This window comes from Skermanella rosea (genome assembly GCF_016806835.2).
Lineage (GTDB): Bacteria > Pseudomonadota > Alphaproteobacteria > Azospirillales > Azospirillaceae > Skermanella > Skermanella rosea.
Genome location: NZ_CP086114.1, coordinates 217,694 through 243,071 on the forward strand (window position 1 = coordinate 217,694; position 25,378 = coordinate 243,071).

The 25,378-nt window shown below is 66.6% G+C and carries 21 protein-coding genes and 1 pseudogene; 12 read left to right on the forward strand and 10 right to left on the reverse strand.

Annotation, left to right across the window (positions count from 1 at the left end):
• The first annotated feature begins 296 nt into the window (after positions 1 to 296).
• Entirely contained in the window at positions 297 to 428 is a 132-nt protein-coding gene (locus JL101_RS36705; protein WP_267133580.1) for a hypothetical protein, read from the forward strand.
• A 47-nt stretch (positions 429 to 475) separates the two neighbouring features.
• On the opposite strand, the gene JL101_RS34680 is transcribed toward JL101_RS36705, so the two are convergent.
• The 3 genes from JL101_RS34680 to JL101_RS34690 form a co-directional block, all read right to left on the reverse strand.
• Complete coding sequence (locus tag JL101_RS34680; RefSeq protein WP_203103525.1) at positions 476 to 1,498, reverse strand: TRAP transporter substrate-binding protein; 1,023 nt, start codon at positions 1,496 to 1,498, stop codon at positions 476 to 478.
• A 163-nt stretch (positions 1,499 to 1,661) separates the two neighbouring features.
• Positions 1,662 to 2,939, reverse strand: coding sequence for a type II toxin-antitoxin system HipA family toxin (locus JL101_RS34685; RefSeq protein ID WP_203103523.1), 1,278 nt, complete (start codon positions 2,937 to 2,939; stop codon positions 1,662 to 1,664).
• Positions 2,936 to 3,217 carry a helix-turn-helix domain-containing protein gene (locus JL101_RS34690; protein WP_203103521.1) on the reverse strand — a complete coding sequence of 94 codons (282 nt, stop codon included), beginning with the start codon at positions 3,215 to 3,217 and terminating at the stop codon, positions 2,936 to 2,938. Before JL101_RS34690 ends, JL101_RS34685 begins: the two co-directional genes overlap by 4 nt.
• A 205-nt stretch (positions 3,218 to 3,422) precedes the next feature.
• Here JL101_RS34690 and JL101_RS34695 point away from each other — a divergent pair, with 205 nt between their 5' ends.
• From JL101_RS34695 to JL101_RS34720, 6 genes are all read left to right on the forward strand, one after another.
• A complete protein-coding gene (locus tag JL101_RS34695) occupies positions 3,423 to 4,481 on the forward strand; it encodes an SDR family oxidoreductase (protein ID WP_203103519.1) in 1,059 nt (352 codons plus the stop codon).
• 47 nt (positions 4,482 to 4,528) lie between these two features.
• Positions 4,529 to 5,536, forward strand: coding sequence for a zinc-dependent alcohol dehydrogenase family protein (locus tag JL101_RS34700; protein WP_203103517.1), 1,008 nt, complete (start codon positions 4,529 to 4,531; stop codon positions 5,534 to 5,536).
• Between the two features lie 63 nt (positions 5,537 to 5,599).
• Entirely contained in the window at positions 5,600 to 5,857 is a 258-nt protein-coding gene (locus JL101_RS34705; protein ID WP_203103515.1) for a type II toxin-antitoxin system Phd/YefM family antitoxin, read from the forward strand.
• Between the two features lie 151 nt (positions 5,858 to 6,008).
• Positions 6,009 to 6,473, forward strand: coding sequence for a type II 3-dehydroquinate dehydratase (gene aroQ, locus JL101_RS34710; RefSeq protein ID WP_203103561.1), 465 nt, complete (start codon positions 6,009 to 6,011; stop codon positions 6,471 to 6,473).
• A gap of 19 nt (positions 6,474 to 6,492) precedes the next feature.
• Positions 6,493 to 7,395 (forward strand): LysR family transcriptional regulator, encoded by a 903-nt coding sequence (locus JL101_RS34715; RefSeq protein ID WP_203103513.1) that lies wholly within the window; start codon positions 6,493 to 6,495, stop codon positions 7,393 to 7,395.
• 132 nt (positions 7,396 to 7,527) lie between these two features.
• Positions 7,528 to 8,547 carry a TRAP transporter substrate-binding protein gene (locus JL101_RS34720; protein ID WP_228435644.1) on the forward strand — a complete coding sequence of 340 codons (1,020 nt, stop codon included), beginning with the start codon at positions 7,528 to 7,530 and terminating at the stop codon, positions 8,545 to 8,547.
• A 69-nt stretch (positions 8,548 to 8,616) separates the two neighbouring features.
• On the opposite strand, the gene JL101_RS34725 is transcribed toward JL101_RS34720, so the two are convergent.
• On the reverse strand, positions 8,617 to 9,300 hold the full coding sequence (locus JL101_RS34725; RefSeq protein ID WP_203103511.1) for a helix-turn-helix domain-containing protein: 684 nt from the start codon (positions 9,298 to 9,300) through the stop codon (positions 8,617 to 8,619).
• A 372-nt stretch (positions 9,301 to 9,672) separates the two neighbouring features.
• Here JL101_RS34725 and pobA point away from each other — a divergent pair, with 372 nt between their 5' ends.
• From pobA to JL101_RS34745, 4 genes are all read left to right on the forward strand, one after another.
• A complete protein-coding gene (gene pobA / locus JL101_RS34730) occupies positions 9,673 to 10,848 on the forward strand; it encodes a 4-hydroxybenzoate 3-monooxygenase (RefSeq protein WP_228435645.1) in 1,176 nt (391 codons plus the stop codon).
• A 74-nt stretch (positions 10,849 to 10,922) separates the two neighbouring features.
• A complete protein-coding gene (locus JL101_RS34735) occupies positions 10,923 to 12,308 on the forward strand; it encodes an MFS transporter (protein WP_228435646.1) in 1,386 nt (461 codons plus the stop codon).
• Between the two features lie 320 nt (positions 12,309 to 12,628).
• A complete protein-coding gene (locus JL101_RS34740) occupies positions 12,629 to 14,530 on the forward strand; it encodes a bifunctional sugar phosphate isomerase/epimerase/4-hydroxyphenylpyruvate dioxygenase family protein (protein ID WP_203103505.1) in 1,902 nt (633 codons plus the stop codon).
• A gap of 342 nt (positions 14,531 to 14,872) precedes the next feature.
• Positions 14,873 to 16,921: a HAMP domain-containing methyl-accepting chemotaxis protein gene (locus tag JL101_RS34745; RefSeq protein ID WP_228435647.1), complete on the forward strand. Its 2,049-nt coding sequence runs from the start codon at positions 14,873 to 14,875 to the stop codon at positions 16,919 to 16,921.
• A gap of 1,089 nt (positions 16,922 to 18,010) precedes the next feature.
• On the opposite strand, the pseudogene JL101_RS37085 reads toward JL101_RS34745, so the two are convergent.
• Positions 18,011 to 19,124, reverse strand: a pseudogene (locus tag JL101_RS37085) (ISAs1 family transposase).
• A gap of 144 nt (positions 19,125 to 19,268) precedes the next feature.
• On the opposite strand from JL101_RS37085, the gene JL101_RS34755 reads away from it, so the two are divergent.
• Entirely contained in the window at positions 19,269 to 20,237 is a 969-nt protein-coding gene (locus JL101_RS34755; RefSeq protein ID WP_228435648.1) for a hypothetical protein, read from the forward strand.
• Positions 20,238 to 20,299: 62 nt separating this feature from the next.
• Here the strand turns inward: JL101_RS34755 and JL101_RS34760 are convergent, their stop codons facing one another.
• The 5 genes from JL101_RS34760 to JL101_RS34780 all read right to left on the reverse strand — a co-directional run bounded on the left by JL101_RS34760 (position 20,300) and on the right by JL101_RS34780 (position 25,242).
• Positions 20,300 to 21,313 carry a TRAP transporter substrate-binding protein gene (locus JL101_RS34760; RefSeq protein ID WP_203103999.1) on the reverse strand — a complete coding sequence of 338 codons (1,014 nt, stop codon included), beginning with the start codon at positions 21,311 to 21,313 and terminating at the stop codon, positions 20,300 to 20,302.
• 33 nt (positions 21,314 to 21,346) lie between these two features.
• Positions 21,347 to 22,630: a TRAP transporter large permease subunit gene (locus tag JL101_RS34765; RefSeq protein ID WP_203104001.1), complete on the reverse strand. Its 1,284-nt coding sequence runs from the start codon at positions 22,628 to 22,630 to the stop codon at positions 21,347 to 21,349.
• 12 nt (positions 22,631 to 22,642) lie between these two features.
• Entirely contained in the window at positions 22,643 to 23,239 is a 597-nt protein-coding gene (locus tag JL101_RS34770) for a TRAP transporter small permease (RefSeq protein WP_203104003.1), read from the reverse strand.
• 90 nt (positions 23,240 to 23,329) lie between these two features.
• Positions 23,330 to 24,184 (reverse strand): shikimate dehydrogenase, encoded by an 855-nt coding sequence (locus JL101_RS34775; protein WP_203104005.1) that lies wholly within the window; start codon positions 24,182 to 24,184, stop codon positions 23,330 to 23,332.
• A 182-nt stretch (positions 24,185 to 24,366) separates the two neighbouring features.
• Positions 24,367 to 25,242, reverse strand: coding sequence for a DMT family transporter (locus JL101_RS34780; protein ID WP_203104007.1), 876 nt, complete (start codon positions 25,240 to 25,242; stop codon positions 24,367 to 24,369).
• Positions 25,243 to 25,378: the final 136 nt, after the last annotated feature.

A 25,378-nucleotide genomic window follows, 5' to 3' on the forward strand; every position in this document is an offset into this window, starting at 1 on the left:
CCGGCCCCTTGTTTTAATCCGGTCACCTGCATTGCCCGGTTTTCGAGCCTTCCGTTAGGATGATCCCTGGCCGGCGCCGTCGGTCCTAGTGGCTCGGCACAGTGTTTTTGATTGATTTATCGTAGGTCGGCCTCGGCCGAAGGCCGACGCCGACAGCGTGGCCGGAGCGTTGACGAAGGATGTCGGCGTTCGTCCTGACGGGCGAAGGCCGACCTACCGCCCTCCGCTCCGCCGAACGTCATCAGAAACACTGTGCAGGACCACTGGTTGAGTTTGCGAAGCCGCTGAGTGAGGCCATGGAAGATTTCTGGTTCGGGGCAATCCTGGGGTTGGTCGTCGGCTACGCGATCCGCGCGCTGATCTCCCATATGAGGCGCCGGCGCTTCGCGGCGGAGTACGGCTTCAATCCCCGTTATCCCTCCGGGTAAGGGATGGCGGGGTGCCCGTCGCGGCGGGCACCCCCTGCTCCGGAAGATCAGTTCTTCGCGGCGCGGATCTTCTCCAGTTCGGCCTGCATCTCGCGGGCGCCTTCGGCGCCGAACTCCTGGACGAACTTCTCGGAGACCGGCTTGGTCAGCTCCCGCAGCTTGGCCGTTTCCTCGTCGGAAAGGGTCGTCACCTCGACGCCCTTGGACTTGATCTCCTCCAGCGCGGTGGCGTCGAAGGCGCGGATGGTCTGGCGCTCGAAGGCGGTCGCTTCGTTGGCAGCCTCGGTCAGGAGCTGCTGTTCGTCCGGGGTCAGCTTGTCCCAGAACTTCTTGCTCATCAGGAAGGCCCAGACGCTGTAGATGTGGTTGGACACCACGGTGTGCTTCTGGACCTCGTAGAACTTCGACGCGACCAGGGTCGCCATCGGGTTCTCCTGGCCGTCCACCGTCCCGGTCTCCAGCGCGGTGTAGACCTCGGGGAAAGGCATGGGCAGCGCGTTGGCGCCCAGCGTCTTGAAGGTGTCGATGAACAGCGGGTTCTGGATGACGCGCAGCTTCAGGCCCTGGATGTCCTCCGCCTTGGTGATCGGGCGCCGGTTGTTGCTGATCTGGCGGAAGCCGTTCTCCCAGAAGCCCAGCCCGATCAGGCCCTTCTCCGGCAGTTTCGCCATCAGCTTCTGGCCGAACGGGCCGTCCAGCAGCGCGTCGGCCTCGGACGAGGAATTGAACAGGAAGGGCAGGTTGATCAGGCCGAACTCCTTCAGCCCGGCGATGCCGACCAGGGTCGAGGTGTCGGGAATGGTCATTTCCTGCGTGCCGCCCTGGAGCGACGAGACCATGCTGACGTCGTTGCCCAGCAGGCCGCCGGCGAACAGCTTGACCTTGATCTTGCCGTCGCTGCGCTGGCTGACCAGCTCGGCGAACCTGGCGACCGCCTGGCCCTGCGGATGGTCTGCGCTGAGGCCGATGCCGACCTTGATGTTGCGTTCCTTGATGTCGGCGGCGCCGGCCGGCGATGCCGCCGCGAGGCCGGCCAGCAGCATCAACCCGTAAAACTTGGCCCGATTCATTGGGTGTCCCCTCCGTTGAATTATTCGGCCGCCTCTCTACGGGGCGGCGAGCGCCCGTTCAATTACCCCTGATGGCGCATCCGTCCGGCGTCCGCCGGAAGCGTCGGGCCTCCGGCCCGCAAGCATCAGCATTCCGGCCGGGGCCGGCTTCTTCGACGAGTCCTCAAGGGGTAACCCGGCGCCAGCCGCCCGCGAGCGCCGCCGTCTCCCAGCGCTTGCGCAGCATGTCCGCGTGGCGTCGCACGAGCGGAAGGCCCGGCAGCAGTCCGGGCCACCGGTCGGCAGCCTTCTCGACGGTGCGCCTGACCTCGTCGGTCAGCAGGCGGGGATCCAGGTCAAGCCGCATCGCGGGCCTGCGGAACGTCTCGACCGTCACGTCGGACATGGCCTTGGCCCGCCCGAACGGAATGGCCAGCGTGTCGTCGCCGTCGAGGCACACGGTCGGAACGATGTCGTAAGCCTTGCTCAGGCGCGCCGTGCGTCCGTCGGGATAGATCAGGCTGGTGTTCTTGAGGTGCGCGTCGCCGTTGCCGAGCAGCACGTTGACGGTGAAGCGGCGCACCGCTTCGAGCAGATCGCCGTTGGGGTCGGCCGCAAAGCGCTTGATGCCGTTCCACAGCGTCTCCTCGTTCGCTATCGTGTATTTCTGGTTGTCAACCGCGCCGAAGACCTGGGCGAAGTCCTCGATATGGACGCGGGCATCGGAAGCGCGGTCGAACCGCGTGACGGCCAGCAGGTAATCACCGTGCCGGCGGTGCTCGGAGCCGATGCCCTGGAGCCTGTCCAGGGGAACCAGTTCGCAGGCTGCGGTGTCGACGCCCGCCGCCGCGGCGAGCCGCATGGCCGAGAACTCCAGTTCCGGCAGGAACTCCAGCCCGCGCTGCCGGCTCGGCAGTTTGGCGATGATCGAACCGTACCGGCCCTCCGCCGGAACGGTGAGTCCCTCGCCCTCCTTGAGCACGGAGAGCTTCAATTGCATGCCGGCCAGACCGAAGCGGATCGGCGGCAGGTCGCCGGCGGGCGAGGCGATCTCCCTGGGAGGCTGGGCATAACCTTCGTCCCTGACGACGACGGCGCCGGGCAGATCGTTTCCGACGCGCCTCACGATGTCGAAGTCGGTGTGGATGCCCGGCCCCATCTGCCTTTCGATGGCGACCCGCAGGGCGCCTTCAGGCAGCACATTCTTGAACCATGGGGGCAGGAAGCCCAGGTTGCCCATCTTGTCGCGGCCGTCGGAGAGGCGGGCGACGGTCCGCTCCTCGTCGCCGGGGAACCACCATCCCGCGCTGAGGATCGGCCGTTCCGGTCCGAGATCGACATACCCCTGGTCGACGACGAAGCGGATGCTCCGCTTGCCGTCGAGCAGCAGGCTGCCGACGCGCACGGACGCGTCTCGCCTCGGCTCCAGGTAGACACCCAGCATTTCGGCCTTGCGGTTCACGGGTCGTCCTCATCGTCGGGTGCGATGAACAGCTCCTCCAGCGCGCTCGGGACGTGCTCGCCGGGCGCGGCCTGGCGGCCCTGCGGGTCGAGCAGCCGCTCGACCTCGGCGAGACGCTCGACCGGCACCGGCACGAGGACCGCCCGCAGGGCTTCGGTCAGCGCCAGGATCGTGCTGAGCTGCGGATCGCCGCGCCCTTCCACGGCGGCGACACGTGCCTGGGTGCGGCGCGTCCGCTCCGCGAGGGCCGACTGGGAGAAACCCCGCGAGCGTCGCAACGACCGCATCCGCGTCCCGAACCGTTCCCGTGCTTCCATTTCCAGATACCGTTTAGCGTATAATTCGGGTTCATCATACCGTATAGAGGATGATGAAGCCCTAAATGTGTCCGAGTGACAAGAGGTCCTTTCCGGTTTCGGGTCAGGAACTCGGCGGGCACGAGGCGGTTGCCGTTGCGGAAACGCCAACCGCGGGAGAGGCTGCATGCAACGCAAGATCATCGTCACCGGATCGCACGGGGTCATCGGCCGCGCCGCCGCGATCCGGCTGGCCGGCCAGCCCGACGTCAAGGTCTACGGGCTGGCCAGGCGCACGGAGCCGGCGATCCCGGGAGTGGAGTCGATCTCGGTGGACCTGACCCGCCCCGACCAGGTGCGGGACGCGCTGTCGGGCATCCGCGACGTCACCCACGTGGTGTTCGGCGCCTATATCGAGAAACCGACCGCGGCCGAGAAGAGCGAGCTCAACGTCGCGATCCTGCGCAACCTGATGGATGCGGTCGAGGAGACCTCCCCGAACCTGCGGCACGTCACCTTCTACCAGGGCGGCAAGGCCTACGGCGCCGATCTGGGCCCGTTCAAGACGCCGGCGCGGGAGGACGATCCGCGCCTGATGCCGCCCAACTTCTACTATGACCAGGAGGACCACCTGCGCGAACGCCAGCGCGGCAAGGACTGGGCCTTCACGGCGCTTCGGCCGGAAGCGGTGTGCGGTTTCGCCGTGGGCAACCCGATGAACCTGTCCATGGTGATCGCCGTCTATGCGGCGATCTCGAAGGAACTGGGCATCCCGCTGCGCTTTCCCGGGACCGAGGCGGCCTACCGGGCGCTCTATCAGGTCACGTCGGCGGACATCCTGGCGGAGGCCGCGGACTGGGCGGGGCAGACTCCGGCGGCGCGGAACGAGATCTTCAACATCACCAACGGCGACTATTTCCGCTGGCAGCACATGTGGCCGAAGATCGCGCGCATGTTCGGCATGGACTGGGCCGATCCGGTGCCGACGCCGCTGACCACCTACATGACCGACAAGGGCCCGTTGTGGGAGTCCATGGTCGCCAAGTACGGGCTGCAGCCGATCGCCTACGAGAAGATCGCCTCGTGGGCGTTCGGCGATTTCATCTTCAACAGCGGCTTCGACAATATCAGCAGCACCATCAAGGCGCGTCAGGCCGGCTTCCATGCCTGCATCGACACGGAATACATGTTCGAGGGGCTGTTCCGCCGGCTGCGGGAAGACAAGATCATTCCGCCGGTGTCCTGACGGCCCATCCGGACGGATCAAGCCTACACGCAGAGAAGGAGAACGACATGAAGGGGATCGTGCTGCGCTCGCCCGGCGGACTGGACCGGCTGGAACTGGTGGACATGCCCGACCCCGGCGCTCCGGGTCCCGGCAAGATCCGGGTCCGGATCCGCGCCAGTTCGCTGAATTACCACGACTACGGCGTCGTGAGCGGCCGGATGCCGACCGCGGACGGGCGGATTCCCATGTCCGACGGCGCCGGCACCGTCGAGGCGGTGGGCGAGGGCGTGACCGGCTTCGCGGTGGGCGACGATGTGGTTTCCGTCTTCTTCCCGCAGTGGCAGGACGGGCCGGCCGAGGTGGGTGACTTCTCCACCGTGCCCGGCGACGGCGTCGACGGCTATGCCCGCGAGACCGTGGTGCGCCCCGCCACCTGGTTCACCCCCGTGCCCAAGGGCTACGGCCACGCCGAGGCGGCGACCCTGACGACGGCCGGGCTGACCGCGTGGCGGGCCCTGGTCGTGGACGGCGGGCTGAAGGCGGGCGACGTGGTGCTGGTGCTGGGCACCGGCGGCGTCTCGGCCTTCGCCCTGCAGTATGCGAAGATGATGGGCGCCACGGTCGTCGCGACCTCCTCGTCGGACGAGAAGCTGGAACGGATCCGGGGGCTGGGCGCCGACCACACGATCAATTACCGGCAGCACGAGGACTGGGGCAAGCTCGTACGGGACTGGACCGGCGGGCGCGGCGTGGACCATGTCGTCGAGGTCGGCGGGCCGGGGACCCTGGCGCAGTCCATCGCCGCGGTGCGGATCGGCGGGCACATCTCGCTGATCGGCGTGCTGACCGGGCGCTCCGGGGAGGTCCCGACCGCCGTCCTGATGGCGAAGCAGGCCCGCCTGCAGGGCCTGATCGTCGGCAACCGGCGCCACCAGAACGATCTGGTGCGCGCGATCGAGACGACCGGCGTGCGGCCGGTGATCGACCGCAGCTTCGGCCTGGGCGAGATCGCGGACGCCTTCCGGCACCAGGAATCGGGAAGCCACTTCGGCAAGATCTGCCTGGAGTTCTGACCGGGCTTGCGGGAGGGCTCCGGATATGGCCGGATGACTCCGGCCAGTTTCGGAGAGGAGCCCATGAAGCCGAGCGTCGTGACCGTCAGCGTGGCGGAGTTCGAAAACGAATGCCTGGCGCTGTTCGATGACCTGGAGGGCGGCCGGGTCGCTAGGATCATCATCACGCGCCACGGCAGGCCGGTGGCGGAACTGACGCCTCCAGCCGGCATGGCTCCGCTCTTCGGGGCGCATCGGGGATCCGTCGGATTCAGGCACGACATCGACCTGACGCAGCCCACCTTCGCCGAGGATCGGTTCGATGCCGAAGGCGGGCCTTGAGCGATGCGGCTGTTCCACACGCAAGCCATCCCGCGGCGTGTTGCCGGCATGCCGATGACCCCGGTGGCGATCGAGGCGATCCGCTGTTGACGAGCCCCGGGGCTTGGTCACCCTATGGGGCTCAAGCAGATCGATTTCCTGGAGAGCCATGATGAGCCGCATCGTCTATGTCCTGAACGGCCCGAACCTGAACCTGCTCGGCAAGCGCCAGCCGGCGATCTACGGGTACGAGACCCTGGCCGACGTGGAGGCGGACTGCCGGCGGACCGGGGCGGAGCTGGGACTGGAGATCGAGTTCCACCAGAGCAACGCGGAGTTCATGATCATCGACTGGATCCACGAGGCGCGCGAGCGGGCCGCCGGCATCGTGATCAATCCCGCCGCCTTCACCCATACCTCGGTCGCGATCCTGGACGCCCTGAACGCCTGCGAGTTCCCGATCATCGAGGTGCATATCTCCAATGTCCACCGCCGGGAGCCGTTCCGGCACCATTCCTACGTCTCGTCGGTGGCGTCCGGCGTCATCGCCGGGTTCGGGACCCAGGGCTACACGCTCGCGCTCCAGCGCCTGGCCCGGCTGATCGGCGAGGCCGGGAAGACCGCCCAGGCGTCGTGACCTCCTCCCTGGACCGGGGATGCTGACCCTCAGGCAGATCGAGGTGATCCGGGCAGTGATGGTCGCCGGCACGATCAACGGGGCGGCCAAGCTGCTCAACGTGTCGGCGCCCGGCGTCAGCCGGCTGATGAAGTACACGGAGAAGTCGCTGGGCGTCCGGCTGTTCGACCGGCGCCACGGCCGCTACGTCCCGGCGCTGGAAGCCAACGACGTGTTCGCCCAGATCAACGCCGTCTACAAGAAGGTCGAGGATCTCCAGTTCACCGTGAAGCGGCTGGAGAGCGGCCACGGGTCGGAGCTCAAGGTCGCCTCGGTGCCCAGCATCGCCAACATGATGGTGCCCCGGGCCATCGAGCGGATCGTCCGGAAGCATCCCGGGCTGGTGATCGAGGTCGACATCCTGAAGATCGAGGAGGCGATGGATTATCTCCTGCTGGAGAAGGGGGAGATCGTCGCCATGAGCTACAAGGTGGACCACCCGTCGCTGGACTTCATCGAGCTGGCGCGCGGCAAGCTGCTGTGCATCACGCCCGAGGACCACCCGCTGGCCGGCCGGGGTTCCGTGTCCGCGGCCGACATCGCCCGCTACCCGCTGATCGGAATCGATCCCAACGATCCCTATGGCCGGATCATGGCCGACATCTTCGAGCGTCGGAACCTGACCTATTCCATGCCGATCCGCGCCCGCTTCGGGACCACGGTCTGCCGGCTGGTCCAGGCGGGCCTGGGCATCGCGGTGATCGACCAGTTCACCGTGGCCCACGGTGCCGTCTCCGGCATCCGGCTTCTGGACATCGAGGAGCCCACCGCGTTCCAGACCTATGTGGCGGTCAAGGCGGAGCGCGGCCTGTCCGGTTTCGCCGAAAGCTTCATCGGGCTGCTGCGGGCGGAAATGGCCGCCGTCGTGGCGGCTGGAAATTAACGTCATGTTCATGCCGCCGCATGTCTTGGTATTTGACGTTAACGGTGGCGCCGCTCATGGTCCGCCCAGGAAACGATACTTCTCACCAACGGCACCGCTCCTCAAGAAGCGGGCAACAAGGGAGTCAACGCTTTGAAAAAGCTGCTGTCCCGGCTTCTCGCCGGTGTCCTCGTCCCGGGCGTGATGCTGCTGGCCGGCGCCGCCGGTGCCGCCGACATCCAGAAGCGCACGCTCAAGTTCCCCTCGGCGAGCAACAAGGGGCACCCGCAGGTGCTGGGCGTCCAGAGATTCGCGGAACTGGTCGCGGAGAAGAGCGGCGGCCTGATCACCGTCAAGCCGTTCCCCGGCGGCGTGCTCGGCCCCGACCTCCAGACCGTCTCCGCCATGCAGGGCGGCACCGTCGACCTGACGGTGATGAATGCCAGCCTGCTGGCCGGCAACGTCAAGGAGATGGCGATCCTCGACTTCCCCTACCTGTTCAACACCCCGGAGGAGGCGGACGCCGTCCTGGACGGGCCGGTCGGGCGCAAGCTGCTGGACAAGCTGCCGGAGAAGGGGCTGGTCGGGCTGGCCTACTGGGATCTCGGCTTCCGCGAGATGCACACCAGCCGGCGCCCCATCGCCAAGGCCGAGGACCTGCGGGGCCTGAAGATGCGGGTGATCCCCACGCCCATCTATATCGACTTCATGAACGCCGTGGGCGCCAATGCGGTGCCGATGCCGTTCACCGAGACCTATACGGCGCTGGAGACCGGTGCCGTGGACGGCATGACCAACCCCCTGCTCAACATCATCGACGGCAAGTACGACGAGGTCTCCAAGTATCTCAGCCTGACCAACCACATGTATACGCCGCAGGCGGTGATCGCGAGCAAGAAGCTGTGGGACAAGCTGTCCGAGGACGAGCGCAGGATCCTTCAGGAAGCCGCGGCCGAGACCACGGTCTACCAGCGGCAGGTGGCCCGCGAGCAGGCCGCGAAGTCGCTGGAGGAGATCGCGAAGGCCGGCATGACGGTCAACGAGCTGCCGCCCGAGGAGATCGCCAAGCTGCGCGAGCTTGCCGGCCCGGTGATCGACAAGTACCGCAAGGAGATCGGCGAGGAACTGGTCGGCGAGGTCTATGCCGAGGTCGGGAAGGTCCGGAAGGACTGACGAAGACGCCATTCCGGGACGCCGGAGTCCGTTGTCGGCGTTCGCCCTGCGGGCGAAGGCCGACCTACTTCAGGTTGCTGTCATGCCGGTGGGACCGGGCGGGTTGCGGCTCATCCGCTCCCGCTGGGCGCGGCGGAAGTCTGACGGGGCCGCGCCGGTGGCCCGGATGAAGAAGCGGGTGAAATAGGAAGGGTCGGCGAAGCCCAGCGTATAGGCCACCTCCGCCACGGTCATCGACGTGTAGACGAGGTTGCGCCGGGCTTCCAGCAGCAGGCGGTCGTGGAGCACCCCGAGCGCCGGCTTGGCGAAGACCGCCCGGCAGACCCGGTTCAACTGGGTCGTCGTGATGCCGAGCCCCCGGGCGTAGTGGTCGAGCGTCCTGTGCTCGCGGAAGCCGGTCTCGACCAGGTGGCGGAAGCGGCGGGCATGGGCCGCAGCCCTGCTCTGCACCGACAGGGTCCGTTCCCGCTCGCTGAGCACCTGCCGGGCCAGCCAGACCAGGATCAGTTCCAGGCAGGCCTGGATCGACAGCAGCCGTCCCGGCCCGATCCCGGTGAACTCGTCGGCTATGCGGCGGAACAGCGTCTCGATCTCCGCGAAGGAGCCGCCCGCGTCCACGATGTGCGGCTTGTCCAGATGGGGCAGCAGTCCGGGCGCCGGGGCCAGCAGCCGCTCGATCACCGGGTCCGGCATCGTGAGGACCCAGCCGTCCACCCCCTGGAACGCGAAGCCGTGGACCGTGATCGACGGCATCGCGATCACGCAGGGGGGGCCGGGGCCGGAACTCGTTCCCGTCCAGGGTCATCCGGACCTCGCCGATGCCGAGGAAGAAGAGCTGGTACAGGTGGGCGTGGCGGTGGGGCGCGATCACCCCGCCGTGCAGGCCGCTGCGCGCGGGGATGGTCTCGCAATGCAGGATGTCGAGGTCCGGTCCCGGGGTGTCCTCGCCGTAAAGCTCGTATGTCGGTATCGGCCCGGTCATCGGCCCGGGATCCGCGGGAGGTCGGGGGAACGCCGGCGCATGTCCGGAAAGTACCAGGGATAAACTGGTCTGTCCATTCACGGCGATGTCCGGCCCGTTATGCTGTTGGGTCAGGAAACAAGAACCACTCGGAGGAAACGGCCGTGCGTACACAGGTCGGCATCGTCGGCGCCGGACCGGCTGGTCTGCTGCTGTCCCATCTGCTTCATCTCGAAGGCATCGAGTCCGTCGTGCTGGAGACCCGCACGCGCGACCAGATCGAATCCACCATCCGCGCCGGCGTGCTGGAACAGGGCACCGTCGATCTGCTGACCGAGACCGGGGTCGGCGAGCGGATGAAGCGGGAAGGCTTCCGGCATACCGGCGTCGAGCTGCGCTTCGGCGGCCAGGGGCACCGGCTGGACCTCGCCGACCTGACCGGCGGCAAGGCGATCACCGTCTACGCCCAGCACGAGGTGATCAAGGACCTGGTCAAGGCCAGGGTCGATGCCGGCGGGCAGGTCCTGTTCGGCGTGTCGGACGTCAGCCTGCACGGGGTCGAGACGGACCGGCCGACCATCCGCTTCCGGCAGGACGGCGGGCAGCGGGAACTCGCTTGCGACTTCATCGCCGGCTGTGACGGCTCCCAGGGCTTGTCGCGCCTGAGCATCCCGGAGGCCCGGCGGACCGAATACAGCCGGATCTATCCGTTCGGCTGGTTCGGCATCCTGGTCGAGGCGCCGCCCTCGTCGGAGGAGCTGATCTACGCCCAGCACGAGCGCGGCTTCTCGCTGGTCAGCACCCGCTCGCCCGACGTGCAGCGGCTCTATTTCCAGTGCGATCCGAAGGACAGCGTGGACAACTGGTCCGACGACCGCATCTGGGCCGAACTGCATGCCCGCCTGGACACGGCGGAGGGATCGCAGCTCCGCGAGGGGCGCATCTTCCAGAAGGGCATCATCGGCATGCGAAGCTTCGTCCTGGAGCCGATGCAATTCGGGAACCTGTTCCTGGCCGGCGACGCCGCCCACGTGGTGCCGCCCACCGGGGCCAAGGGGCTGAACCTGGCGGTCGGCGACGTCAAGGTGCTGAGCCTGGGGCTGGTCGAGTTCTACCGCTCGGGGTCGCGGGACCGCCTGGACGACTACTCGCGCGTCGCCCTGAAGCGGGTCTGGCGGGCGGAGCATTTCTCCTGGTGGATGACGTCGATGTTCCACCGCTTCCCCGACCAGGACGCTTTCCAGAGCCGGCTCCAGATGGCGGAACTGGCCAACGTGGTGACCTCGCGCTCGGCGGCGACGCTGCTGGCGGAGAATTACGTCGGGGTTCCGATCGGCTGATGCCGACGGAGATCCGATCGGCTGACGCCGATGTGGGTCCGCTGTTGATGGAACAAGAAACAAGGAGGAAACCCGTGGCCCAGAACCGAGCGGCCGGAGATCGCAGCGTCGATGTCCAGACTTTCCTGAACGACAATCCCTTTTCGAAATACCAGTGGCTGATCTTCGCGCTGTGCTTCCTGATCGTCCTGCTCGACGGGTTCGACACGGCGGCGATCGGCTACATCGCCCCGTCGCTGATCACGGAATGGGGCGTCGAGCGGCCGGCGCTGGCGCCGGTGCTCAGCGCCGCCCTGTTCGGCCTGGCGTTCGGCGCCCTGTCCTCGGGTCCGCTGGCCGACCTGATGGGCCGCAAGCGGGTGCTGGTCGGTTCGGTGCTGCTGATCGGCGCCGCCTGCCTCGCCTCCGCCTTCTCGGCCGAGTTGAACCACCTCGTCGTCTGGCGCTTCGTCACGGGGTTGGGCCTTGGCGCCGCCATGCCGAACGCCGTCACCCTGATGAGCGAGTACTGCCCCGACGGGCGGCGCGCGACCCTGACCAACGCCATGTTCTGCGGTTTCCCCCTGGGCGCCGCGTTCGGCGGCTTCCTCGCGGCCTGGATGATCCCGATCTGGGGCTGGCGCAGCGTCCTGGTGCTGGGCGGCGTGGCCCCCCTGCTCCTGACGGTCCTGCTGATCCTGCTGCTGCCGGAATCGGTCCGCTACATGGTCGCCAAGAGGCAGCCGGTCGAGCGCATCCGCGCCGTGCTGAGCCGGATCTCGGCGTCGGCGGCGACTGCCGGGTCCTTCGTGATGTCCGAGAAGGCCGGCACGGTGCAGGTCCAGGGCAAGAGCGGGATCGGCGTGGTGCTCTCCCGCGGGTATCTGGTCGGCTCGGTGATGCTGTGGATCACCTATTTCATGGGGCTGGTGATCTTCTACGCGCTGATCAACTGGATGCCGATCCTGTTCCGCGACGCGGGCATGGAACCGCGGCACGCGGCCCTGATCGCGGCGCTGTTCCCGCTCGGCGGCGTCGGGGCCATCCTGTTCGGCTGGCTGATGGACCGCTTCAACGGCAACAAGATCATCGCGGTCGGCTTCGCCCTGACCGCGGTCGCCGTCTACGCGATCGGTCAGGCGGCCGGCAACCTGGGCCTGCTGGTGGTCGTGGTGTTCACGGCGGGGACCCTGATGAACACCGCCCAGTCGTCGTTGCCGGCGCTGGCCGCGGGATACTACCCGACCAACGGGCGCGCCACGGGCGTGGCCTGGATGCTGGGCCTGGGCCGGTTCGGCGGCATTGCGGGGTCGTTCCTGGTTGCCGAGCTGTCGCGCCGGCAGATGACCTTCAGCGAGATCTTCGCGATCCTGGCCGTTCCGGGGCTGATCGCGGCGGTGGCGCTGATGATCAAGCAGGTCGCCCATCCGGAGGAGAGGACGGTCCGGACCGTCGCCGGCCGGGAGTCGCTGGGCCACTGATCCTGCCGGCGGAGGGGCGGTGTCCCGCGCACCTCGGGCGGTTCCCGATCAGGTCGATCCGCTCCGGTCCTCGTAGCCGGCCGTTCCACTCTCCGCACTGTGTTGCGCCATGGGCGCAACCTACGGCTCGATGCAGGGCGGAGGTGATGCGGGCCGACGGTCGTAGGTTGCGCCCATGGCGCAACGCACCGGGGCGACCTGATCGGGACGCCGCCCCTCCATGCAGTCCGGCTCATTAACTATTGTTCAAAAATGAACGAACTGGTACGTTCTTTTCTCAAAGGGGAACGGCCCTCACCGACAGGATGGGATCACCGAAGATGTCCGACCAGCTGCAGTCCCGGCCCTTGCGCAAGTCCATCGCGACCGTCTCGCTCAGCGGCACGTTGCCGGAGAAGCTGGAGGCGGCGGCGGCCGTCGGCTTCGACGGGGTCGAGATCTTCGAGAACGACCTGCTGACCTTCGACGGCTCGCCCCGGGATGTCCGCCGCATCGCCGAGGAGCTGGGCCTCGCCATCACGATCTTCCAGCCGTTCCGCGATTTCGAGGCGATGCCGGACACCGTCCGCGCGCGCAACCTCGACCGCGCCGAGCGGAAGTTCGACATCATGCAGGCGCTCGGCACCGACCTGGTGCTGGTGTGCAGCAACGTGCAGCAGGCCGCGATCGACGATGACGCCCGCGCCGCGGCCGACCTGGCCGAGATGGCGGAGCGCGCTTCCCGGCGCGGCCTGCGCGTCGGCTACGAGGCGCTGGCTTGGGGGCGGCACGTCAGCCGCTGGCGGCACGCCTGGGACATCGTCCAGCGGGCCGGCCACCCCGCGCTCGGCCTGATCGTGGACAGCTTCCATACCCTGGCTCTGGGCGACGACCCCGCGGGCATCGCGCAGGTCCCGGCGGACAAGCTGTTCTTCGTGCAGCTTGCCGACGCGCCCCTGCTGAAGATGGACGTGCTGTCCTGGAGCCGGCATTTCCGGTGTTTCCCGGGGCAGGGCGAACTGCCGGTCACGGATTTCCTGAAGGCGGTGCTCGCATCCGGCTATGACGGGCCGCTGTCGCTGGAGATCTTCAACGACGATTTCCGGGCGGCACCCGCCCGGCAGACCGCGCGCGACGGCCTTCGCTCGCTGATCCTGGCGGAAGCCGAGGCCGGCCACGGTCAAGGATTGCCGGCGCCGGTGCCCTTCGACGGCTTCGAGTTCCTGGAGTTCGCGGTGGACGACGAGGCCGGCCGGGACCTGAGCGGGTTCCTGAAGACACTGGGCTTCCGCCATGCCGGGACCCACCGGTCGAAGGCGGTCGAGCTGTACCGGCAGGGTCGTGTCAACCTGGTGCTGAACGCCGAGCCGGACAGCGCCGCCGCCGAGCATTTCCAGATGCACGGTCCCTCGGTCTGCGCCATGGCGCTCCGGGTCGACGATGCGGACAGCGTCGTGGCGCGTGCCGAGGCGCTGCTCTACGGCACCTGGCGGGAGCGGACCGGCGAAGGCGAGCGCAAGATCCCCTCCGTCCGCGCTCCCGATGGAACGCTGGTCTATCTGGTCCAGTCCGACGGCTCCGGCCACAGCATCTGGCAGGACGACTTCACCCTGTTCCCCGCCGGGGAGCCGGCCGATGGGGAAGGGGGCGGTCTGACCTCGATCGACCATGTGGCGCAGGCGCTGCCCAGCGGACGCATGGACAGCTTCGTGCTGTTCTACCGCGCGGTGTTCGGCTTCGTGCTGGAGCAGCTCTGGGAATTGCCGGACCCTTATGGCCTGATCCGCAGCCGCGCCATCGTCAGCCCCGACCGGACCGTCCGGCTGCCGCTGAACATGTCGGAAAGCCGCAAGACGGCGACCGGCCGCTTCGTTTCGGCGACCGCGGGCGCCGGCGTCCACCACGTGGCCTTCGCGTCGGACGGGATCGAGCGCACCGCGACCGGCCTTGCGGCGGCGGGCGCCCCGATGCTGCCGGTGCCGGCCAACTATTACGACGACCTGGCGGCGCGCCTCGCGCTGGATGACGATCTGCTGGAGCGATTGCAGCGCTTCGGCCTGCTGTTCGACCGCGACGACCAGGGCGACTTCGCCCACGCCTACACGGACAATTTCGCCGACCGCTTCTTCTTCGAGGTGGTCCAGCGCCGGGGATACCAGCAGTTCGGTGCCGCCAACGCGGGCGTGCGCATGGCGATGCAGGCGATGATGCGCAACCAGTCGCCGATCGACGACCTGCTGTGAGGCACGGCGCCCCGCCTAATTTGCAAAACGGGGCGCCGCACTTCATCCAGTGCAATATGCAATGATTTATAAGGCTAACAAAAAGTAAATAGGTAAGGTCGTTGATCCGGGCCAGGAACATAGTTTCGCTTCGTCCAAATATCCGGAACATGGGCAGCGGACCACAAAAACAATATCCTCTTCCGTATATTGCCTTCGTTTGACTTCAGGTTGGCATGTTTCATGCATCGCAGGCCGGCCAGATGAAGGCTTCGGCGGCACGGCGTCACCCCGTGCCGGGAGTTGCCTCACTTCGGTCAATGGATGGCTCATCGGACGAGCCGCCAATCATGCGAGGCGAAAGTGAACACGATTTCTACGACTCAGCGGCAGGGTCCGGCGCATTTCTTCGGCAACCTGAAGACCCAGACCAAGATCAATGCCGGCTTCGGTGCCCTTCTCGCCGTTCTGATCGGCCTCGGCGGGCAGTCCTGGCTTTCCGCCCAGGACGGCGAAACCAACCTCCGCGACTACACGGTCCAGACCAACGTGGCGGCCCACATCTCCGAAGCGGAGTCGGAGATCCTTCAGGCCCGCCTGGCCACCCGGCAGTTCGTCGAGAGCGGCGACAAGGCGCATGCCACCCAATTCGAAGCGAAGTGGCGCCTGGCCGAAGATGCCCTGGCCGCCGCGAGGTCGCTGATGACGAAGCCGGAGAACATCAGGATCGTCGAGGAAATCCTGGATATGAAGTCCGCATACAAGACTTCCTTCCAGGGCATCATCGAGAAGAACGCACGCAAGACCAGCCTGGAAGCAGAGATCCTGACCGATCTGGGCGCTGATCTGCGCAAGATCCTGACCGACCTGCGTCTCGCCGAGATCAAGGACGGGAGCCCCGAAACGATCGCCAAGTCGGCGCAGGCCGGGGAGAGCTTCCTGCTGGCGCGGGTGGTCGCGGCCCGCTTCATGGACTCCAAGAAGAAGGAGGAGGTCGACCGCGTCGCCAAGGAACTCGACGGCGTCGTCGGGCAGCTCGCCGAACTGGCCGCCCTGCCGCTCGTCCCGGGACAGGCGGAACGGCTGGGCGAGGCGAAGAAGCTGCTCTCAGCCTACGCCCAGGGTTTCGCGGAAATCGCCAAGCTGACGCTGGACATCGATGCCACCGTCCAGCGGATGGCCGAGACCATGGCCCCGCTCCAGGACAAGACGGAGGCCATCCTGGCGGTTTCCACGAACCTGCGGGCAGCGGTGCAGGCCGAGGCGACCGGGGACGCGGCGACCGCCAAGACCGCGGCGCTGGCGTTCTGCGGTGCCGCCCTGGCGGTCGGGCTGGTGCTGGCCTGGCTGATCGGGCGCAGCATCGCCGTTCCGGTCGCCTCGATGACGGAAGCCATGCGCAGGCTCGCGGGCGGCGACACCGACGCCGTGATCCCGGCGGTCGGACGTAAGGACGAGATCGGCCAGATGGCCGGCACGGTGCAGGTCTTCAGGGACAACATGATCCGCACCCGCGAGATGGAGCGGGAGGCCCGCGAGGCGGAGGTCCGCGCGGCGGCCGAGCGCAAGGCCGCGATGCTGAAGCTGGCCGACGGCTTCGAGGCCAGCGTCAAGGGCATCGTCGAGACGGTGGCCTCGGCCGCGACCGAGATGCAGAGCACCGCGTCGGTCATGACCCACACCGCGGACACCACCAGCCAGCAGGCGACCGCCGTGGCCGCAGCCTCCGAGCAGGCTTCTGCCAACGTCCAGACCGTGGCGGCAGCGACCGAGGAGCTGTCCTCCTCCATCGCCGAGATCGGCCGGCAGATCAGCAACTCCAGCCAGGTCGCCGGCCAGGCGGTGGCGGAGGCCGGCCGGACCAGCGAAACGATCAAGGTGCTGGTGCAGGCTGCCGAGCAGATCGGCCAAGTGGTGGAGCTGATCAACACGATCGCCGGGCAGACCAACCTGCTGGCGCTGAACGCCACGATCGAGGCGGCGCGCGCCGGCGAGGCGGGCAAGGGCTTCGCGGTGGTGGCGTCGGAGGTCAAGTCGCTGGCCACCCAGACCGCGCGGGCGACCGAGGAGATCAAGTCGAAGGTGGGCGAGATCCAGGGGGCGACGGGCGGCGCGCAGGCGGCGATCGACGGGATCGGCCGGATCATCGGCCAGATGAACGAGATCACCACCACCATCGCCGCCGCGATCGAGGAGCAGAGCGCCGCCACGCGCGACATCTCCTCCAACGTCAACCAGGCGGCGCGGGGGACCGACGAGGTTTCGGTGAACATCACCGGCGTGACCCAGGCTGCCGGGGAGACCGGGGCCGCCGCGGCCCAGGTGCTGGGTGCTTCCGAAGGCTTGGCGCGGGATGCGGAGAAGCTGCGCATTGAGGTGTCGAACTTCATCGCGACCGTGCGGGCCGCATAGCTTCCCGTGATCTGAACCCGGCCCCGCGGTACTCGCCGCGGGGCTTTTTTCCGGGACATGCCTCCAAACCAATTACCTGAAGTCCCGGATACGCCCGTTCGGGCACCCGACGCTCGATAAATCGGCACCTCGCCTTTGCCGATATCCGCCGGTCCATGGGTCACGGCCTGGATCTCGACATCGGGGTCATCATCAGTGTTGACGGTGACCAAGGTATCGCCCCGTCACGACGGCCGGCGAGTTTACCGCGTTCGGTATCGCCACTCGCGCCGACAAAGCTTGGTTTTTGCCGACCCGCCTTACCGCTGTGCCATTTGGTAGACTAGGGGAATACATCCTTAAGTACGAATAAAATTCAGGCTATCCAAAGGTCTCTATACCAATAATCTTTTACACAAAAAATGTCACAGATGTAATATGGTTTCTCTACAATCAAATACGGGCCGTCCACGGTGATGGATTTGGCAATAAACAACTCTTGAGATATATCAATCAGGCGTAGCGGAATAAATGAACAAAAGTACCTACGCCAGAAGATCGTATTCAAAGTTGTAACTATATTGGTTAAGTCTCTTTGAATGTGGATTGAAACCAATGAAATCCACTTCGCTCGGGAGGAGTGTGTAAATGTCATCTCAATTCGTTGAAATTGAAACCGTCCCTTAAGTTTCTTAGCGGGACGAAGCAGGAACTCGATGAGGGCTCATGTAGTTCCTGGGGGCTGTCTTGACCTTTTGAATTTATGACCACGCAGAGATCGGGCCGCGATCTCCGGCAGAATGCACTCTTGAGCGCATTTTGAGCGGCTTCGCGCGCTGTAAATCTCAGTGGCTACCTGGAGTGAAAAAGATGAAACGTAGAACGTTTCTTCAAGCCGCTCTTGCGTTCTCCTTTTGCGGTGGTGTCCAATCCGAAACGGCCGTTGCCAATGCTGCCGCGGGCAGGTTGACCACGATCGCTCGCAAGGTGTTCCATACCCGGGCAGGCAACAGATACAGGATCGTTTGGACCGCCAGCAGCACCGCCGGTACTTTCCGGGTTACCAAATCGGCGATTCGGTGGTTGCCGCCCAGGGCTGTTCAGTTCTCGCTATGAGAGGCGATATGCGAGCGCATTGTCGAAGTTGAGCGCGTTGACGTAGAGTTCGCGGGCGATGTTCTGGACGCCGTTGGCCCGCAGGATGTTGATCGCGAAGCTGCGGAACCGGGCGACGTGGGTGGGCTTGACGCGGGTTCGGCTGGCGTCCTCGCCGAACGTGACGTCGCGGACCCAATGGCTCCGGTTTTCAATCGCCCAGTGCCCCCGGACCGCCCGTCCGAACGCCTCGGCGCCGAGCGCGACCTGGCAGGCGTAGAACGAGACGTCCTCGGTGGCGTGCCACAGGCCTGACCTGGTGTCCTTGTGCCAGGTCAGGCGGGCGACGCGGGCGGCGCAGACGATTAGGCCGTCCCATTCGGCGTCGAGTTTGCCCCGGACATCGAAGGTCTCGACCGTGCGGGTCTCGTGGCGGCCGTGGCCCTTGGGATCAACGCTCCTGTGGCTTTCGGCCGGGGGCTGGGTGGCGGCGATGGCCTCGAGCGTGGCCAGCAGGGTCGGCTGGTTGGCCTTGACCTGGGCGAGCAACGCGTTGCCGGTGTCGCGGGCCGCCTCAAAGGTTTTTTTGACAGTGCAGCGCGTCGGCGGTGAACAGCACGCCGCTCAGGCCGAGCTCCGCGATCAGGCGCTGGGCCGCCGGGATCTCGTTGCTCTTGTCGTCGATCTCGCTGTGCGCCAGCAGGATCGCCGCCTCCGAGGCGAACGCGCTGAGCGCCTGGGCCGCCTTGCGGTCGTTGAGGTGGTCGAAGCTGCCCTTGAGCGTCTTGCCGTCGAGCGCGATCGCCGGCATCCCGCCCTCGGGGCGCGCCAGCAGGCTGGCGGCGTGCCGGCGGAACGCCCGCTCCAGGGCGTCGGCGTCGAGGTCCTGGAGCACGGTGCGCAGGGTGTTGACCGATGGCGCCCGCCTCAGGGCGACGCCGAACAGCTCGTTGAGCAACTCCCGGCGCTGCTCCAGGAAGACGATGATGCGGCGGTACGAGGTCGCGCCGGACAGCAGCGCCAGCACGGTGAACAGCAGCAGCGGCGCCAGCGGGTAGCGCTTGCCCGCCGCGCGCCGCGGATCGGGAACCTCGCCCAGGGCCGCGAGAAGCCGGCCGAACGGTACCATGGCAACCCCCAAGTCCAGGAATTGCCGAGCAAGGATTCACACATTCGCGCGAGATGGTAGACTCTTTCTACGCTGCTTCACACCCCGCCAGGACTCGCTGCGCGCGAGTCAGGCGCGCAACGGGGAGAACTGAACAGCCCTGGGTTGCCGCCCGTCCTGAGCAATCCGACCGTCATAGACTTGAATAAAGTTGCCGCTGACAAGAAGGTTTGGACATTCGGCGCGACGGAAGACGTGGTCTTTTTGCCAAAGTCTACGCCTTGGACTCATGACCGTCTCCAAACCATCGGCGGCCGGAACATCGTCTTGATCGGCGGAAAATTCGTTCCAAAATACTTTAGCAGCGCGGTCGGAACACTGAATTTTACCCGAAATTACGGCACGGTTTACATCGAAGGTGTTCATGTCGACCATGCCGGTGTCGGCTCGAAGGATGGAGTCGGCTATTTTCACGAGCCGGGTGCATCCAGTGGCAACTTCATCATGCAAAACTGCCGGATAGAAAACATCAGTGGTTCACAGAGCGGAACCCATGGCGACTGCTTCCAGCCGCAGGGGTCGGTCAAGAACCTGGGCTTCTATAACGTCACCGCGACGACGCATTACCAGGCCTTCATGCTGGAACCGAGGAACCAGCTTGGGTACTCGATCGGCACGATCACGATGGAGCGTGTCGAGGCAGCCAAACTTCCCGGCCCGGACAGACAGTCTTGGCTCTACTATTTCACCGAACCCGGCACTCCGATCTTCCCCATCACTTTCAAAGATGTCTACGTCACCGAGGCGCCCGGCCTGCCGGCCGAGTCCAACTTCGTGTATCCCCGCAAAGGCATGCCTGCGGGCGCGGTCCGGAATGGAGACAGGATCGCGTGGCCGCAACAGCCTTACAACGGCTACATCACTGTCGGCAGGAGAGGCTTCGTCAAGCCCGAGCAATGCGGCATCGGCTACGCCAGGGACGAGCCCGTCATCTGCCGGGAAGGCATCAGCTTCGTCAAAGGCGCGAACGCTTACGAATTCACGGCGATCTCGGACAAGACCTGTTTCGAATTGTTCCGGACGGGCAGCACCAACGTCACGGTCAAGGATATCGTCCTTCAGAATGGCGGATAGGCACCGCGGTTCATGGGGGAGCGAGACCCGGGAGCCTTGCGGCTCCCGGACCCGCGGTTCGGTCAGTTCTTCGCCTTGGCGAGCTCGTCGTTCAGCAGCTTGACCATCTCGGGGCTGGCGGCGGCGGAATGCTTCTCGATCACCGGCTGGGCCTTCTCGCGCAGCTTGGCGATTTCCTCCGGCGGCAGCTCGGTCACCTGCATGCCGTGGCCCTTCAGCTCGGCCAGGGCCTCGTCGCTCTGGCTCCGCGACGCCTGGCGCTGGAAGTCGCGCGCCTCGGCGGCGGCGTCCCGGATCACCTTGCGCTCGTCCTCGTTCAGCTTGTCCCAGGCCTTCTTGGAGATGATCACGATCTGCGGGTTGTAGATGTGCCGGGTCACCGCGAGATGGTCCTGGACCTCGTACATCTTGGCCGAGACGACGTTGCTGAACGGGTTCTCCTGGCCGTCCACCGTGCCGGTCTCCAGCGCGGTGTAGAGCTCGGGGTAGGGCATCGGCACGGGGTTGGCGCCCAGCGCGGTGAACAGGTCGATGAAGACCGGCGACTGGAGCACCCGGATCTTCAGGCCGGCGATATCGTCGGCCTTGGCGATCGGGCGGCGGTTGTTGGTCAGGTTGCGGAAGCCCAGCTCCCAGTAGCCGAGGCCGACGACGCCCTTGTCCGGCAGCGATTCCGCCAGCCTGGTCCCGAACGGGCCGTCCATGACGGCGTCGGCCTGTTCCGGCGTCTCGAACAGGAAGGGCAGGTCGACCAGCGAGAAGTCCTTGGACAGCCCGCCGAGCAGGCCGGCGTTCATCACCGACATCTCGACCGTGCCGCCCTGGAGCGCCGACAGCGTCTGCACGTCGCCGCCCAGCGTGCCGCCTGGGAACAGCCTGATCTTCATCTTGCCGCCGCTCTTCTCCTCGACCAGCTCGGCGAACTTCTCCATCCCCTGGACCTGGGGATGGCCCTTCTGGTTCTGCGCCGCGAACTTCAGGGTATGGCTGTTGATCTCGGCCGCGGCGGGCTGGGCCAGGACCAGGAGGCCGGGGAGCGCCAGGCAGGCGGCGAGCTTGGTGAATCGGGTGAGCATTTCTTTCGTTTCCTCCGGTTTATGATGGCGGTGTCAGCGCGCCGAGAAGAAGGCGGCCGGGACGGTGACGATCGACGGGAACAGGACCAGGAGCAGCAGGACCAGGAGCTGGGCCACCATGAAGGGCCAGACACCCTTGATGACGTCCTCCATGCTGATCTTCGAGACGCCGGCCACGACGTTCAGGACGGTGCCGACCGGCGGGGTGATCAGGCCGATGGCGTTGTTCATGATGAACAGCACGCCGAAATAGACCGGGTCGATGCCCGCCTGCTTGATCACCGGCATCAGCACCGGCGTCAGGATCAGGATGGTCGGCGTCATGTCCATGGCGGTGCCGACCACGACGACCAGCAGCATGATCGCCAGAAGCAGCAGCGTCGGGCTGTCCATCAGCGGTTCCAGCAGGTCGGTGACCATGCCGGGCAGGTCCGCGACGGTGATCATCCAGGCCGAGACCATGGCCGCTGCGACCAGGAACATCACGACCGAGGTGGTCTTGGCGGCGGTCAGGAACACGTCGTACAGGTCGCTGGGCTTCAGCTCGCGGTAGACGACGGTGGCGACGAAGAGCGAGTAGACGGCGGCGACGACGGCCGCTTCGGTCGGGGTGAAGATGCCGAACTTCAGGCCGAAGATGATGATCAGCGGCAGCATCAGGGCCCACAGGCTGTCGATCAGCGCCCGCATCATTTCCTTCCCGGAGGCGCGGGGCGGCGTGGTGAGCGTTTCCTTGCGGACCACCAGCGCCCATGTCACGACCAGCGCCAGGCCCAGCAGGATGCCCGGGACGATGCCGGCCAGGAACAGCTTGGTGATCGACACGTTGCCGGCGACGCCGAACATGATCATCCCGATGCTGGGCGGGATGATCGGGGCGATGATGCCGGCCGACGCCACGAGGCCGCCCGACCGCGCCTTGTCGTGGCCGGCCCGGACCATCATCGGCACCAGCAGGGCCGACAGCGCCGCGGCGTCGGCGACCGCCGAGCCCGACAGGCTGGCCAGGATGCAGGCGGCCAGGATCGCGACATAGCCCAGGCCGCCCCGGATATGGCCGACCAGCGTCATCGCCAGCGTGACGATCCGCTTGGACAGGCCGCCGACATTCATGATCTCGCCGGCCAGCATGAAGAAGGGCACCGCCATCAGCGGGAAGCTGTCGGCGCCGTTGATCACGTTCTGCGCCACGATCTGGGCATCGAACAGGTCGAGATTGTACATCAGCGCCACGCCGCACAGCAGCAGCGCGAAGGCGATCGGCATGCCGAGCGCCATGGACCCCAGCAGGGACCCCAGGAAGATCGTGATGGTCATCGCGGGTGCCCCTTATTTCCTGGTCGTCGAGGTTGCCGGCGCGGTGCCCGCGGCCAGCGGGACGGGCTGGCCGTGGTGCCCGGCCATCCCCTCCAGCTCTTCCAGTTCCTCGGACTCTCGGACCATGACCAGGTCGGCCTCGGTCGCCTTGCCGGTGGCGACGATGTAGAGGTTGTAGAGCAGGATCAGCAGGGCGGAGACGCCGAAGACCACGCCGACGCCGTAGAACAGGCCCATGGAGAAGCCGGTGGCGGGGGCCGCGACGTCGATGTTGATCAGGGTCTGCTGCCAGCTGCCGTCGAGCATCAGCCAGGTCGCGTAGAGCATCAGCAGATGGCTGACCACCAGGCAGACCTTCTTGCCGAGGCTGGGAAGCCGGCGGACCAGGATGTCGACGCCGAGATGGCCGTGCTCCTTCAGGGCGACGATCGCGCCCAGGAAGGTCAGCCAGACGAACAGCAGGCGCGAGATCTCCTCCGACGCCGTGATGCCCATGTTGAAGCCGTAGCGAAGCACCACGTTGCCGAACACCAGCACCACCATCGCCGCGAGGCACAGCGTGATGACGATCTTGAGCAGCGTGAAATAGCCTTGGACTATCTTGTTCATTGTCTCCTCCCTCCGAAGTCGGATCGTGCCGGAGTCGGCATTTGGGCCGGCCTGCCGTCGGTCTCCCGATTCAGTGTACAGCGCGGCGGCCTACATCGAGGCGAAATGCCCGCGCATGCGTTCGGCATCCGGCCGGACGCCGGTGATCAGCTCGAACGCGCCGACCGCCTGGAAAACCGCCATCCCGCCGCCGTCCAGCGTGCGGCAGCCCAGGCCGCGGGCGACCCGCAGCAGTTCCGTTTCCAGGGGAAAATAGACGATCTCCGCGACCCAGAGGGCCGGGTGGAGGAACTCCGCCGGCAGGGGCAGCCCGGGCAGCTTGGCCATGCCGGTCGGCGTGCAGTGGATCAGCCCGCAGGATTCGGCGACGTCCTTCGCCAGATCGGTGCCGGCCACGGCCCGGCCCTCGCCGAAGCGGGCGGACAGTTCGGCGGCGAGACCGGCGGCGCGGGACCGGTCCCTGTCGAAGATCGACAGCCGGCCGACTCCCAGCGCCAGCGCCGCATGGGCGACCGCGGCGCCGGCGCCGCCCGCGCCCAGCTGCACGGCGGTGTCGCGCTTCACGTCGGGCAGGCCGCGCCGGAAGCTCTCCGCGAAGCCCCACCAGTCGGTGTTGTGGCCGTGGCTCCTGCCGTCCCGGAACACGACCGTGTTGACCGCGCCCAGCTGGCGGGCGTCGTCGGACAGCTCGTCCAGCAGAGGGATGATCGCCTGCTTGCAGGGATACGTGACGTTCAGGCCGTCGAAGCCCATGCGCCGCGCCGCCTGGACGAGGTCGGGCAGCGCTTCCGGGCCGAGGCCGAGCTTGTCGATGTCGATCAGCCGGTAGACGTAGCGCATGCCCTGCTCGGCGCCCTCGCGCTCGTGCATGGACGGCGTGCGGGACGCCTGGATGCCGGCGCCGATCAGGCCCGCGAGGAACGAGGGGTGGTTCGATGCTGTCATCGGGTGCTCCAGGCAAGGCGGCATGGGCCGGGCGCGGCGGCATCGGGACGGCTTTCCCGGGATGCGCTGGTGGCCGCGGCTGAAGTTCCTCCCGAACCGCCTGTTATTCTTCTCGCCCGAAAAATGAACCGACCGGTACATTCCTGTCAAGCAAAAATGTACGAACCGGAACGTTCAATAAACTACCTCCGTGTCAGGGCGGAGTAGCTGCCCGCGGCGATGACGATGCCGGCCCCGACCAGGGTCCATGCGTCCGGGAGGTCTCCGAACACCAGGTATCCGATGATCACGGCCCAGAGCAGCAGCGTGTAGCTGAACGGCTGGGTCACCGCGACCGGCGCCATCTGGAGGGCCCGGATCAGCAGGAAATGGCCGGCGCCGCCCAGAACCGCCGCCGCCATGAACAATGGCCAGTGCGCCGGCTCCGGCATCCGCCACTGCAGCAGCGCCGGAACGGAAATCACCACGGCGCCGATGACGATCTGCCACAGCAGGCTGGTCTCGGCGGCATCGACCCGCCCGACCAGACGGGTGAGCACTTGGTAGAGGGCGTAGAGCAGGACGGCGGCCAGCACCATCAGCGTCGCCGGCTGGACGACCCCCAGGCCGGGGCGAAGCACGATCACGGCGCCCACGAAGCCGGCGGCGATCGCGGCCCATTGCCGGAGCCCGGCCCGCTCCCCCAGCAGCGGCACCGAGAGGGCGGCGACCACCAACGGCGTCAGCGCCACCACCGCATGCACGTCCGCCAGGGGCAGCCGCCCGAACGCCCAGATGACCATGCCGATCTCGACGGCGAGCAGAAGCGCCCGGGCGCACTGGATCCAAGGGCGCTGGGAATGGGCGACGCGGCCGATCCGGCGCGGCGGGATCACCACCAGCAGCAGCGGCACCGTGAACAGGTATCGCAGCCACAGCACCTGGGGCGCCGAGTAACGGACGCTGAGATACTTGCTGACGGCATCCATCAGCCCGAACAGCAGCATCGCCGCGAGCGTGATGGCGATGCCCCGGAGTTCCCGGGAACCCGGGGCATCGCCTGGGGAAGGTGTCTGCACGATGTTTTCCTGATGTTGACGGACGTGTCCCGCGGGCCGGCTGGGATCGACGGGTCGGAGGGAAACCGCCCCGCAGACGGGAACATGCTTCCGCATGCCCCCTTTTTTCGCTTGTAGCATAATGGACCGACTGGTA